Here is a 12,681-nt window from a genome sequence, read left to right as displayed (position 1 = left end):
CATGAGGAAACTGCTGAATTGGGCCGCGCCGCTGGCGCTGGTCTGCGCGCCTGGCGGGGTCGCCGCGCAGGACGAGGGCGGGGCGGAGCTCGATATCTTCGCCGGCATGGCGCAACTGTTCACCGCCGAGCCGCTCACCGCCGAGCAACAGGCGCGCCTGCCTGCGGCCGAGGCGCTGGTAAACGCCATCATCCCGCCCGGCAGCCTGCAGGACGTGATGGGATCGATGTTCGATACCTTCCTCACCCCGCTGGCCTCCACGATCGAACCCGATGCCGCCGCAGTCTTGGCTGAACGGCTCGACCTGGCGGGTGTTGAACTCGATCTTACGCCCGAACAGGCGGAGACCGCCGCAACCCTGCTCGATCCGGCATGGCGGACCCGCAAGCAGCGCGAGGCTGAATCCCTCCCCGCCATGACCGGGCGCATGATGGGCGCAATGGAACCGGCCATGCGCACCGCCATGGCCGAGCTCTATGCGATCCATTTCACCGATGCAGAACTGGTCGATATCTCGGCCTTCTTCGCCACGCCATCGGGCGCATCCTATGCCCGCAAGTCGCTGACCATGACGTCCGATCCGCGGCTGGCGGCCACGATAATGCAACAGATGCCCGCCATGTTCGAGGCGATGGCGGCGATGGAAGCCGAGATGGTCGCGCTGACCGCCGATCTTCCGCCGGTGCGGACCTATGCCGACCTTTCGCCCGCCGAGCGCAAGGGGCTGGCGCAGATGCTGGGCATGACGGCCGAAGACCTGCAGTTCGCGCTCGAGTGGGGCGACGAGGTCCGTGACGAAGGTTTCAGATCGGGGTTCTAACCCCCGGTCCGGCCATGCTATGAAGGACAGTTCTCCCACCCGCCTTGCCGCCTATTGCGCCCGCCTCGGGCTCGACGCTCCCCCTCCGCCCACGCCCGATGGCCTGGCCCTGCTGCAACGGGCGCACCGGCAGGCGATCACGTTCGAGAATATCGACGTGCTGCTTTGCCGCCCTATCCTGATCGACAGCCAGGCAGTCTTCGCCAAGCTGGTGGAGCGCGGGCGCGGGGGATACTGTTTCGAGCAGAATCGGCTCTATGCCGATATGCTGGCGGACATCGGCATTGCCACCCGCCCGCTTCTCGCCCGCCCGCGCCTCGCCCTGCCCGAAGGCTTTACCGGCCCGCGCACCCATGTCCTGCTGCTGGCGGAACTGGAGGGGCGGCTATGGCTGGCCGATGCGGGCTTTGGCGGCAGTTTCGTGCCCCCGCTGCCGCTGGAGGACGGGGCTGAAGAGGCCACGCCCGATGGCGCGCGCCACCGGCTGCGCTATCTGGGCGAACCGCAGGGCGAATGGCTGATCGAACGCGCGGGGCAGCGCGAAACAACCGATGGCCGCGCATTGGAACATGGCGACTGGCAGGCGCAGTACAGCTTCGATCTCGCCCATGTCGAACAGATGGACCTCGAACAGGCCAACCACTGGACCGCCACCTGGCCCGCATCGCGCTTCCTGGCAGGGCCGATCGTCAGCCGCGTGCTACCTGCCGGTTTCGTCGCCCTGACCGGCACTACACTCACAATCGGGCGGAAAGGCGTGGGCGAACGGCGCGATCTCGGCACCGGGGAGGAATGGCGTATTGCCATGGCCGAGATGTTCGGAATCCGCCTGTCCGAGGACGAAGTCGCCGGGCTCGCCCTTTTTCCCCGATAGACAAGCGCGCCATTTCGTTCACACTCGCCGCTTTCCGGGGGGATCAGCAACATGGCCAGCATTCCGGCGCGACGTTCCGCGCTCATCCTGACGCAGAGCAAGGCGCTGCGCCTCGTCACGCTGGTGCTGTTCTATTTCACGCAAGGCTTCCCCATCGGCCTGTTCTTCTATGCCGTGCCCACCTGGATGGCCGCCAACGGAGCAGGCACGGCGGATATCGCCACAGTGGTGTCGATCGCTGCGATGCCGTGGTCGTTGAAGTTCGTGAACGGCTTCTTCATCGACCGCTACACCTTCCTGCCGATGGGCCGCAGGCGGGTGTGGATCATCGGCGCGCAATCGCTGATCGTGGTGGCCCTGGTGGTGGGAGCCGTGCTGGCACCTGCCCACAGCAACGTGATGCTGCTTGCCACCATCGGCTTTTGCGCCAACGCCGCCGTCACCTTCCAGGACGTGGGCATCGACAGCCTGGCCGTGGATATAATGCCCGAGGACGAGCGCGCCAAGGCTGGCGGGATCATGGGCGGGGCGCAGATCGTGGGCATTTCAGCCACGACGGCAGCGGGCGGCTACCTGCTCACCAGCTATGGCATTACCGTGGCCCTCCTCGTCGGTACGCTGGTGCCGGGCCTGGTCATGCTGTTCGGCATCGCGATCCGCGAGCGGGAGGGGGAGCGCCGCCTGCCATGGACCAGGGGGGGCAGCCATCCGCGCAACCTCGATATCCATGTCGGTGCCTGGCTGCCGCTGCTGAAAACAACTTTCAGGGCCGCGTTCGTGCCGATCAGCCTGCTGCTGGTCCTGCCGCTGATCACCCGGTCGATCCCGGCGGGCGGGTTCGAGGCGTTCCATCCGGTGATGTTCCAGCAAACCGGCGGCTGGGAGGCTACCGAGTATACCAATTTCATCTCCACCCTGGGGTTTGTCGCGGGGATTTTCGGTATGTTCGTCGGCGGCGCGCTGGTGGATCGGGCGGGCGCCCAGCGATCGCTGGCGGCGGCACTTGTGCTGGGCATTGCCCTCACCGTGGCCATGGCCCTGGCCCAGCCGTGGTGGAGCGATTCGCGGGTGCTGGTCGGCTATTCCATCGGCATGGAGTTTGTCGGCATCATCTATTTCGTGGCGATGATCCCCATGGCCATGCGCATGTGTACGCCCGCCATCGCCGCCACCCAGTTCACCATCTACATGGCCGTGGGCAATTTCGGCCGGCCCATCGGGGCGAGCCTGGCGGGGTTGACCGCCGGGCAGGGCAGTCCGCAACTGTTCTACTGGTCGGTTGCCGCGCTGTGGGCAATCGCTGCCGCCGTGGCCCTGTTCGCGCGCTTCCCGGGCGAGAATGCGGCCGAGCATGAGGTGGCCCGCAAACTGCCCCAGGGTGAAGGTCCGGCCCCGATAGAGAACTGATCCGGCACACTATCCAGCCAGTGAAAAACAGCAGTTGCCGCCGGTTCTTTTCCGCGCCAAATCAACCGCCTCACGGGGGGCAGCATGATTGTCGGCATTGATCTTGGCACGACCAACAGCGCGGTAGCGATCTGGCAGGATGGCGAGGCGCGGCTGGTGCCCAATGGGCTGGGCGAACTGCTCACCCCGTCGGCTGTTTCGATCGACCGGTCGGGCCAGAGCTGGATCGGTGCCGCTGCGCTCGACCGGCTGGCAACCCATCCCGAACAGACCGCCACCAGCTTCAAGCGCATGATGGGGACCCAGGCGACCGTTACGCTCGGCAAGCGCAAGTATTCGGCCGAGGAGCTGTCGGCCATGCTGCTGGCGCAACTGGCCGCCGATGTGGAACATGCCACCGGGCAATGGCCCGAAGGCACGGTGATTACGGTCCCGGCCTATTTCAACGAGCGCCAGCGCCGTGCCACGCGCCGCGCGGGCGAGATCGCGGGCCTCGAAGTACGCCGCCTGATTAACGAGCCCACCGCGGCCGCCCTCGCCTTCGGGCTGCAGGACCAGGCTGACCGAGAGCCGTTCCTGGTGTTCGATCTTGGCGGCGGCACGTTCGACGTGTCGATCGTGGAGAAGTTCGAAGGGATCGTCGAAGTGCGCGCCTCGGCGGGTGACAACCGGCTGGGCGGCGACGATTTCAACGCTGCGCTGGTGCGCCTGGCAGAGCCCCGGCTGGGGGCCGCCGCCATGCTCGACCGCCTGCCGGGCGATCGGCGCGAGGCGCTGCTGGGCCTCGCCGCCGAACGCACCCGGCGCGCGCTGACTGCTGCTGCAGAAGCCGAATTTGCCGTGGTCGCGGATGACGAGCGCGCCGCCTGCACGATCACGACGGACGAGTTCGAGGACGCCGTGGCCCCGCTGGTCAAGCGGCTACGCGATCCGGTGCTGCGATCCTTGCGCGATTGCACCATCGCCGTGGAGGAGCTGTCCGATATCGTGCTGGTCGGCGGCGCCACCCGCATGCCGGTGGTGAAGAAGGCGCTGACCCGCATGTTCGGCCGCTTCCCCAATTCGACTGTCCACCCGGACCATGCCGTGGCGCTGGGCGCGGCGGTCCAGGCCGGGCTGCTGAGCGGCGGGGAGGGGCTGGAGGAAATCCGCATCACCGATGTCGCGCCCTTCACCCTGGGGATCGAGGTCAACAACCGCGACAGCCATGGCCGCGTGCTGGGCACCATTTTCTCGCCCATCATCGATCGCAACACGCCGGTGCCGGTCAGCCGGGTGCAGTCCTATTCCACCGCCGCCGACAACCAGCAGGAGATCGTATCGGGGATCTACCAGGGCGAGGCGCGCGACGTGACGCAGAACGTCAAGCTGGGCGAGATGAAGATCCCGGTGCCGCGCGCGCCGGCGGGCGAAGTAGTGGTGAACGTGCGCTTCACCTATGATTCCAGCGGCCTGCTCGAAGTGGATATCGACGTGCCGAAGTCCGGCTATCACCGCAACATGGTGATCGTGGACGAGGATGACGGACGCAGCGCTACCGAAATCGCCCGTAGCCGCAAGGCGCTGGAAGCGCTCAAGGTCCACCCGCGTGACGAGGCGGAGAATGCCGCCGCGCTGGCCCGGGCGGAACGCGTCTATGAAAGCTTCCTTGGCGATGCGCGCGAATTCGTCGGGCGCTGGATTGCCGAGTTCCAGGGCGCGCTGGAAAAGCAGGACCCGCGCCAGATCACCGATATGCGAAAGGGCCTGCTCGAAGTGCTCGACAACCTCGAGGCGAACCCGCCCCTATGAGCGCGCAGTGCTGGCGCACCCTTGGGATCAAGGCGACCGACGACAAGGCGGCCATCCGTCGCGCCTATGCCGACAAGCTGAAAGCGCTCGATGTCGATAATGATGTGGCGGGCTTTGCCAAGCTGCGGCAGGCGCGCGACATTGCCCTGCGGCTGGCTGCTTCGGCGGCGGCCAGGGCGGCGGAGGAGCAGGCACCCGAAGAGCCGGACTATCGCGACGATGGCGCTGACTATGGTTCGCCGGACGACTGGGATGCGGTCGTCCTCGAGTCAGACCAAGCGCCCGCCGAACCCCCTGTTCCGGGCGCACGCACCCGCGCCTGGGGCAGCGAAGAGCCGCCGGAAACCGACAGCCAGCGCATAGAGCGCCAGTTGCGCGCCCTTGCCCAGCTGGTCTTCCCGGACGGGAACTACAGCGACGATGGCTTTACCCTCCCCGACTACGAACAGGCCCTTGCCCTGGTCAACTCGCTGGTGGCAGAGGCCCATGCCGCCCGGCTGGAAGTGTACAATGCGATCGATCATCACCTGGCCGAGATGATGGCGCAAGGCTGGCCGCGTTCCGCCGCGCTGGTCGAGCGGGCCAACGAGGAATTCCACTGGCTGGGCGAAGCGGGCACGATCGACGAACGCCCGGCGCTGCGCTTCCTCAACCTGCGCATCAGGGGGATGCGCTTTGTCGAAAACGTGGGGCAGCCCGGCCATGTGCTGCACAAGGTCTGGACCGAACTGGCGCGACCGGGAAAGCCCAATCCCCTCGATCGCTTCCGTGCGAAAAAGGACGATGTGCGCATCCTGCTCAACGGTGTGCGCGAGCGCTATCCCGAGGTTGAAAGCTACCTCAATCCCGAGCGCGTGGGCTGGTGGGACCGCAGGCTGACCGACAGCGGGCCGGGGATCATCGGATGGATCATCCGGATCGTCGGCATACTATGGATGGTTGCCGTGGTGTTCGGCGCGCTGAGCCGCGGGGACAATAACGAGCGGAATGCGCGAACGCAGGTCGAAAGCGCAGCCGAGAACCAGGCTGAGACCCCGATGTCCGAACGCGAGGAGGAGTTGGGCCTGCGGCTCGCGCTGGAGCAGATCATGGGCAAGGACGGCGCGGTCGAGGCGGGCGAAGACTATTCCGCCTTCCGCGCGGGTGTGACCACGGCCTATCTTTCCTCCCGTCGCTCAGGCGAGAACCACGAACAAGCCCTGGTGCGCGCCCTGCAAGTGGCCCGAGTCTTTGCGCTCGATGCCCGGCGCCTTGCCGAGTTCGGCGAACTGGTGGAAATCAACGAGGTCCAGCGGTTGTGGCTGCAGGCCCTGCAGCGCGAAGGACGTATCGGGGAAGACTGCCCGATGCGCAAAGCGGGGCTGGCCGGGCTGGGCGACGTGATTCTGGGCGTGGAGCCGCAGGAGCGCGAGCGGGCCATGTTCCGCCGGCTTCGGGAGGCAGGGCTGATGGCCAGCCATCCCAGATTCGGGGAACTGCGGGCGGACATTCCGGGCGACGTGGTTGGCGCCATCATCGACCGGTCGGGCCTGGCCGATGAGACGGTCTATGCGGCATTGCAGGATAATGGCCACCAGCGCCGCTGCCAGGTCAAGCTCGCCATGCTCGACGTGGTCCTGGCGCGCCCGGGGACAGTCTCGGCCGATCTGCTGCGTATCCTCTGACGCGCCACATTGTGAAGGAAGGGGGCGAGGCCTATCTCCTTGCCATGGCTGCTGCCGCTCCTCCCGTCCCGCCCGAGATTGCCCAGTGGTTCGCAGGCCGCGGCTGGCGGGTGCGGCGGCATCAGGCCGAAATGCTCCACGCCTCGCTGGCAGGGCAGCACGCGTTGCTGGTGGCCGATACCGGGGCGGGCAAGACGCTGGCCGGGTTCCTGCCCACGCTGGCGGCCTTCTGCCCTTCGGTGCTGCAAGGCGCTCCTCCGCCCGAAGGCCTGCACACGCTCTATGTCTCGCCCTTGAAGGCGCTGGCGCATGACGTGCAGCGCAACCTGATCACCCCGGTGGCCGAGATGGGCCTCGATATCAGGATCGAGACGCGCAGCGGCGATACGCCGTCCGACCGCAAGAAGCGCCAGCGCATGCGCCCGCCCAATGTGTTGCTCACCACGCCCGAAAGCCTGTCACTGCTGCTCAGCTATCCCGACTCCATGGCAATGTTTGCCGGGCTGAAGCGCGTGGTGGTGGACGAGATCCACGCCTTCGCCACCCAGAAGCGCGGCGACCTCCTGGCCTTGTCCTTGAGCCGGTTGCAGGCACTTGCCCCCGATATGCAGCGGGTCGGGCTGTCCGCCACGCTGGCCGATCCCGAGGCCTTCCGCGAATGGCTGGCGCCATGGGGAGACATCGATTCAGTGGCGCTGGTTGAAGGTGAGCCCGGCGCGCCGGCCGAAGTGGAAATCCTCTTACCTGAGGATGCCCGCGTGCCGTGGGGCGGCCATGCCGCGACCTGGGCCATTCCGCAGCTCTACCGCCATATCCGCGAGAACCGCACGACGCTGATCTTCACCAACACCCGGTTCCTGGCCGAATATATCTTCCAGCACCTGTGGGATGCGAACGAGGATAACCTGCCCATTGGCATCCACCACGGATCGCTGTCAGTGGAAGGGCGGCGCAAGGTGGAAGGGGCCATGGCGCGCGGCGAGTTGCGGGCGCTGGTCTGCACCGCCAGCCTCGACCTCGGCGTGGACTGGGGCGATATCGACCTGGTGGTGCAGATGGGCGCGCCCAAGGGATCGAGCCGCCTGCTCCAGCGTATCGGCCGGGCCAACCACCGGCTCGACAGCCCCAGCCGCGCCCTGCTGGTGCCGGGCAACCGGTTCGAATTCCTGGAGGCCATGGCGGCCAAGGACGCAGTGGACCAGGGCCAGCGCGATGGCGAGGACTTCCGCCCCGGCGCGCTCGACGTGCTGGCGCAGCACGTGATGGCCTGCGCCTGTTCCGCCCCGTTCGACGAGGCCGCGCTGCTGGCCGAAGTGCGGTCCAGCCTCGCCTATGCCTGGCTGGATCAGGCGGTGTGGACTCGCGTGCTCGAATTCGTGGCGACGGGCGGCTATGCGCTGAAAGCCTATGACCGCTTCCGGCGGATCACGCGCGACAAGGACGGGTGCTGGCGGCTGACCCATCCGGAAATGGCGGCGAGGCACCGGCTCAATGCGGGGATCATCGTCGATTCGGAGATGTTGACGGTGCGGTTCCGCAACGGCCGGTCACTGGGCAAGGTGGAGGAGCGGTTTGCCGCATCGTTGCGGCCCGGAGACACGTTCCAGTTTTCCGGCCTTACTCTTGCGGTCGAACAGCTGAAGGACATGGAACTGGTGGTGCGGGCCAGCACCAAGGCGGCGATGATCCCCAGCTATGGCGGGTTGCGGCTGCCGCTGACCACGCATCTGGCGGAACGGGTGCGCGCCATGCTGGTCGATCGGGCGGGCTGGGGGCGCTTTCCCGATGATGTGCGCGAATGGCTGGAAGTGCAGGACTGGCGTTCGCAACTGCCGGGGCCGGGCAACCTGCTGGTGGAGAGCTTTCCCCACGGCGGGCGGCACTACACGGTGTTCTACACCTTCACCGGGTGGAACGCGAACCAGAGCCTGGGCATGCTCATCACCAAGCGGATGGAGGACCTGGGTCTGATGCCGGGCGGCTTTGTCGCCAATGACTACAGCCTGGCAGTCTGGGGCCTGAAGCCGGTGGAGGACCCGGCGCCGCTGCTTTCGCCAACGATTCTGGCGGATGAGTTCGTGGACTGGGTGCAGGATTCGGCCCTTCTGCGCCGTGCGTTCCGCGAAGTGGCGGTGATCGGCGGACTGGTGGAGCGGCAGCAGCCGGGGCAGAGGAAGAGCGGTCGGCAGGTCACTTTCAGCACTGACCTGATCTACGACGTGCTGCGCAAGTACGAGCCGGGCCACGTGCTGATCGAGGCGGCCTGGGCCGATGCGCGCAGCAAGATGACCGACATCGCCCGGCTGGCCGAACTGCTGGCAACTTCGGCCGAATGCATTGTGCATGTCGAACTCGAACGGGTCAGCCCGCTCGCCGTGCCGGTGCTGGTGATGATCGGCCGCGAGGCCCTGCCGCAAGGCTCGGCCGATGACGAGCTGCTGCTCGAGGCTGAGAGCCTGGCGGGGGCGGCGATGCGGGTTTGAGGGGATCAGGTTGCGGACAAGGGAATACACCCAGCTTCAACTTCGCCCGCGTCGCGATAAGGCCAGCGGCGCGCATAACGGTCCGGACGCACATCGGTTGGAAAACACAGCCAGACCTGCTGGATTCCGCTGGTGGATATAGCCGCCATCACCGGAAGCGCTGCGCCGTAGGGCGTGTCACCGCTCATTTCGACCCAGAGGGTTGGCTCGTATGGCGTCTGACCGAGCGCGGTTAGCAGCGGCTGCAAATCACCCAGCAACACAGGCTCGCCGTTCAAATACAAGGTCCCGTCGCGATGCTGTCGAAGTTGGTGCTCCGGAACGTTAAACTCCTCAGACGGTGGACCCACACTAGGCAAATCGAACAGCAGGGCATGGGTTGGATTCGGCAGGGCCAGCATCAGCAAGGCGCTCAGAATGCAGCCGACTGCGGCGAGCGGCGTCAGGTCGATCCGCGCAATCCGCGCTCCGTGGTCGTATGGAGCGGGGCGGAACTTGCTGTGCGAGCGCCTCATCCTTCCCTCCGGCCCATGGCCTGCTGCATGGTCTAACGCATCGTTCGCCGATGCGGTAGGGCTGGCTGGGGAGAGTCTATCGGCGGATGCGGGGATTAGGGCCGGGTCGTTCGTGTGCTGCGCCTTCGCGGCCATAGAAAAAGGGGCAGGATTTCTCCCGCCCCTCGATCTGTGTGTCCAGCTTGATCCGGCTTACTTGCCGAAGGCGCGGTACCGTTCGTTGCCCACGAAGCCGAACTTGGTCACGCCCGAGCTCTTGATGATGTTGAGCACGTTGGCGGTCTGTTCGTATTCGGCATTGGCTTCCGGTTCGAACTGCAGTTCGGGTTCGACCGCGAATTCCAGCGTCTGCTGCAGCTGGAACCGCAGCTCGCCCAGGTTGACCGCATTGCCGTTCCACAGGATCTCGCCAACTGGCGTGATCACGATCTTGTTCACGATCGGATCGGGCAGCGGTACGTCGATCGGCGGTGACGGAGCCGGAAGGTCGATATTGATGGCGTGGGTCGCCACGGGGATGGACATGATGAACACGATGAGGAGCACGAGCAGGACGTCGATGAACGGCGTCATGTTCATATCCATCATCGGGGTGCCATCATCAGATCCGCCTGACATTGCCATGAGAAGTTACTCCTAAATCTTTTCCAGGAACCCGGTCGGAGTGCCCTTAGCTGGTGGGCGAGACCGCGTTGGAAATGAAGCCCACGGTGGGATAGCCGGCGGCCTGCACGTTGTAGATCGTGCCAGCGACGCAGCGCCACGGAACGTTCACGTCACCGCGAATGTGGACCTGCGGGATCAGGCTCGGATCGGCCCTGATCGCATCAGCTCCACCAGCGCGCTGCACGATGGCATCGAGCTTGGCAAAGGCCTGGTCGTAGAGTTCGCCCGAGGAAACCAGGGTGATGTTGTTGATGAACACCCGGCACTCGCCGTTCCGCGATGCACCGGAGAAATCGGTGTCCACCATCTGAGGTGTGCGCCCGGCCTCATCGGTGGAGGTCACGGTGATCAGCAGGTTCTCTACCTTGTTTTCCGTTTCCAGCGACTGCAGGACCGGAATTTCAAGGTCTTCCACCGTCTGGATGGCGACCGGGACGGCAATGATGAAGATGATCAGCATAACCAGCATCACGTCCACAAGGGGCGTGGTGTTGATATCCGACATGGGCTTTTCGGCGCCTTCTCCACCCAACGCAATGGCCATGTTTTTCGTCCTATCTCAGTACTTCAGGGGCCGATAGGGCGGCGCTGCACCACTGTGCCGGGCGCCGCCCTTATGCGATCGGCTTAGGCCTTCGGAGCGGGCTTGGCCGGAGCAGCCGGGGTCACCGTCTTGGTGGTGGCCGGAGCAACGGTAGGCTTCACCACACCGTTCGAGCCGATGTTGGCCAGCAGTTCGGTCGAGAAGCCGGTCAGCATCGCGGCGATCTTCTTGTTGCGGACCTGCAGGAAGTTGTAGGCAAACACGGCAGGCACGGCGACGAGCAGACCGATGGCGGTCATGATCAGCGCTTCACCCACGGGGCCTGCAACCTTGTCGATCTGGGCCGAACCTTCGACGGCGATACCGATCATGGCGCGGTAGATGCCGACCACGGTGCCGAGCAGGCCGACGAACGGTGCGGTTGCACCAACGGTGGCGAGGAACGGCAGGCCACCGGCCAGCTTGTTGTTGATCGAGGCTTCCGAGCGGGCCAGCGAGCCATGCAGCCAGTCATGGGCTTCAAGGCTGTCGGTCATGCTCTTGTGCTGGTGCTCGGCGGCCAGGGCATCGTCGGCCAGCTGGCGCCAGGCGCTGTTCTTTTCGAACTTGGTGGCACCTTCCGAGATCGAACCGGCGCGCCAGAAGCTGGAGTGGCCCGAACGATACTGGCTGATGATCTTGTTCTGCTCGAACCACTTGGTGAACAGGATGTAGAACGAGCCAACCGACTGGATGACCAGGACGCCAAGGATGAACCAGGCGGTGGCGCCGCCCTGTTCCATGGCTTCCCAGAAGCCGAACTGGTTCTGGGGCGCTTCGGCAGCGGCGACGGTGAGAATGTCAATGAACATGCGAAAAGTCCTCTATTAATTCTGTTCTGGATATCGGGAAAATCAGTTGCCCAGCTGGTACACGATGGTCAACGAATCGCGTCCTGTAGTCGGGTTGCCGGCATCGTCGAGGGCTGCCCGGTAGCGGGCATAGCGTTGCATGCCTTCACACGCTGCATCGTCGAGAATGCTGGAGCCGCTGCTTGACGTAACCGTACAGGCAGACACGCGCCCATCGGTGCCAACGGTGACGGACACACCCACGTTGCCTTCGACGTTCTGGCGCACGGCGCGTGTCGGGTAGCTATCCATGATGCGCTGCTGCCAGCGGTTCATGCCATCGCGTTCCACAGGGCGCGCCTGGGACGGCGGCGGCGGCGGAGCCGGAGGAGCCGGAGGCGCAGGCGGCGGAACGATCCGGGCCGGCGGTGCGGGCGGCGGAATGTTCTGCTGCGTGCGGATCGGCGGCGGAGCCGGCGCAATGCTGATCGGCGGCGGCGGTGCCACCGGAGGCGGCGGAGCCACTTCCTGTTCTGGCGGCGGCGGCGGCTCGTCCTCAGGTTCCGGTTGAGGTGTTTCGATATCCACGGTGGTCACGCGCTCGACGACCTTTTCGAACGCCGACATGGCGAGGCCGCTTACCAGCGCATAACCCAGCGCAACGTGGATGAGGATAACGATGATAATCGATACAATTCGACTACCGCTCATTTCTTGGTCAGCGTAAGCCATCCAGTCCCATCACTCCATATTCAACTACCGGGCGATCCCGGCCTACGCAGCACTATGCAGGCCCGGAGGCCTGCCTGCCACAGCGAAGTTTTCCGCCCTGACGGATCAGGAGCGGCAATTGAGGGTAACGTAATCCATCATCCCCTGACACGAACCATGCGTCTTCATGCGTATTTGTTTTTATCCGGTCCGATGGGGCGGGTCTTAACGGGAGCTTTCCAAGCGGGCAATCGCTTTATCAGCTGGATTGCCGGTTCAGGCGCGATTCACCGCGAATACGGGTGTTTAAGGCGGGCCGATGCCCCTATATATGACACGAGCAATCCGAATATGCAGGATGGAGCGATGGCAAAAA

The 12,681-nt window shown here is 65.2% G+C and carries 11 protein-coding genes; 6 read left to right on the top strand and 5 right to left on the bottom strand.

Annotated elements, in window-relative coordinates; translation table 11 throughout:
- The first annotated feature begins 1 nt into the window (after position 1).
- The 6 genes from M3P36_RS02160 to M3P36_RS02135 all read left to right on the top strand — a co-directional run bounded on the left by M3P36_RS02160 (position 2) and on the right by M3P36_RS02135 (position 9,039).
- On the top strand, positions 2–820 hold the full coding sequence (locus M3P36_RS02160; RefSeq protein WP_249699808.1) for a DUF2059 domain-containing protein: 819 nt from the start codon (positions 2–4) through the stop codon (positions 818–820).
- A 19-nt stretch (positions 821–839) separates the two neighbouring features.
- A complete protein-coding gene (locus M3P36_RS02155; protein ID WP_249699806.1) occupies positions 840–1,694 on the top strand; it encodes an arylamine N-acetyltransferase family protein in 855 nt (284 codons plus the stop codon).
- Between the two features lie 51 nt (positions 1,695–1,745).
- Positions 1,746–3,101 (top strand): MFS transporter, encoded by a 1,356-nt coding sequence (locus M3P36_RS02150; RefSeq protein WP_249699804.1) that lies wholly within the window; start codon positions 1,746–1,748, stop codon positions 3,099–3,101.
- Between the two features lie 84 nt (positions 3,102–3,185).
- A complete protein-coding gene (locus tag M3P36_RS02145) occupies positions 3,186–4,892 on the top strand; it encodes an Hsp70 family protein (RefSeq protein ID WP_249699793.1) in 1,707 nt (568 codons plus the stop codon).
- Positions 4,889–6,556: a hypothetical protein gene (locus M3P36_RS02140; protein WP_249699784.1), complete on the top strand. Its 1,668-nt coding sequence runs from the start codon at positions 4,889–4,891 to the stop codon at positions 6,554–6,556. Before M3P36_RS02145 ends, M3P36_RS02140 begins: the two co-directional genes overlap by 4 nt.
- Positions 6,557–6,600: 44 nt before the next feature.
- Positions 6,601–9,039 (top strand): ligase-associated DNA damage response DEXH box helicase, encoded by a 2,439-nt coding sequence (locus M3P36_RS02135; protein ID WP_249699781.1) that lies wholly within the window; start codon positions 6,601–6,603, stop codon positions 9,037–9,039.
- Positions 9,040–9,044: 5 nt separating this feature from the next.
- Here the strand turns inward: M3P36_RS02135 and M3P36_RS02130 are convergent, their stop codons facing one another.
- The 5 genes from M3P36_RS02130 to M3P36_RS02110 all read right to left on the bottom strand — a co-directional run bounded on the left by M3P36_RS02130 (position 9,045) and on the right by M3P36_RS02110 (position 12,305).
- Positions 9,045–9,554: an ExbD/TolR family protein gene (locus M3P36_RS02130; protein ID WP_249699772.1), complete on the bottom strand. Its 510-nt coding sequence runs from the start codon at positions 9,552–9,554 to the stop codon at positions 9,045–9,047.
- Between the two features lie 192 nt (positions 9,555–9,746).
- Positions 9,747–10,178, bottom strand: coding sequence for an ExbD/TolR family protein (locus tag M3P36_RS02125; protein WP_249699763.1), 432 nt, complete (start codon positions 10,176–10,178; stop codon positions 9,747–9,749).
- Between the two features lie 46 nt (positions 10,179–10,224).
- Positions 10,225–10,764 carry an ExbD/TolR family protein gene (locus M3P36_RS02120; protein WP_249699752.1) on the bottom strand — a complete coding sequence of 180 codons (540 nt, stop codon included), beginning with the start codon at positions 10,762–10,764 and terminating at the stop codon, positions 10,225–10,227.
- 83 nt (positions 10,765–10,847) lie between these two features.
- On the bottom strand, positions 10,848–11,615 hold the full coding sequence (locus M3P36_RS02115) for a MotA/TolQ/ExbB proton channel family protein (RefSeq protein WP_249699749.1): 768 nt from the start codon (positions 11,613–11,615) through the stop codon (positions 10,848–10,850).
- A 42-nt stretch (positions 11,616–11,657) separates the two neighbouring features.
- On the bottom strand, positions 11,658–12,305 hold the full coding sequence (locus M3P36_RS02110; protein WP_249699746.1) for an energy transducer TonB: 648 nt from the start codon (positions 12,303–12,305) through the stop codon (positions 11,658–11,660).
- Between the last annotated feature and the right edge of the window lie 376 nt (positions 12,306–12,681).

The sequence above is a fragment of the Altererythrobacter sp. KTW20L genome (assembly GCF_023501975.1).
GTDB lineage: Bacteria > Pseudomonadota > Alphaproteobacteria > Sphingomonadales > Sphingomonadaceae > Alteraurantiacibacter.
This window is presented reverse-complemented; position numbering and strand designations above follow the sequence as displayed.

Excerpts from the sequence above, each read along its gene's own strand:
- M3P36_RS02160 (WP_249699808.1), top strand. The coding sequence starts at position 2 with ATGAGGAAACTGCTGAATTGGGCCGCGCCGCTGGCGCTGGTCTGCGCG.
- M3P36_RS02155 (WP_249699806.1), top strand. The coding sequence starts at position 840 with ATGAAGGACAGTTCTCCCACCCGCCTTGCCGCCTATTGCGCCCGCCTC.
- M3P36_RS02150 (WP_249699804.1), top strand. The coding sequence starts at position 1,746 with ATGGCCAGCATTCCGGCGCGACGTTCCGCGCTCATCCTGACGCAGAGC.
- M3P36_RS02145 (WP_249699793.1), top strand. The coding sequence starts at position 3,186 with ATGATTGTCGGCATTGATCTTGGCACGACCAACAGCGCGGTAGCGATC.
- M3P36_RS02140 (WP_249699784.1), top strand. The coding sequence starts at position 4,889 with ATGAGCGCGCAGTGCTGGCGCACCCTTGGGATCAAGGCGACCGACGAC.
- M3P36_RS02135 (WP_249699781.1), top strand. The coding sequence starts at position 6,601 with ATGGCTGCTGCCGCTCCTCCCGTCCCGCCCGAGATTGCCCAGTGGTTC.
- M3P36_RS02130 (WP_249699772.1), bottom strand. The coding sequence starts at position 9,554 with ATGAGGCGCTCGCACAGCAAGTTCCGCCCCGCTCCATACGACCACGGA.
- M3P36_RS02125 (WP_249699763.1), bottom strand. The coding sequence starts at position 10,178 with ATGGCAATGTCAGGCGGATCTGATGATGGCACCCCGATGATGGATATG.
- M3P36_RS02120 (WP_249699752.1), bottom strand. The coding sequence starts at position 10,764 with ATGGCCATTGCGTTGGGTGGAGAAGGCGCCGAAAAGCCCATGTCGGAT.
- M3P36_RS02115 (WP_249699749.1), bottom strand. The coding sequence starts at position 11,615 with ATGTTCATTGACATTCTCACCGTCGCCGCTGCCGAAGCGCCCCAGAAC.
- M3P36_RS02110 (WP_249699746.1), bottom strand. The coding sequence starts at position 12,305 with ATGAGCGGTAGTCGAATTGTATCGATTATCATCGTTATCCTCATCCAC.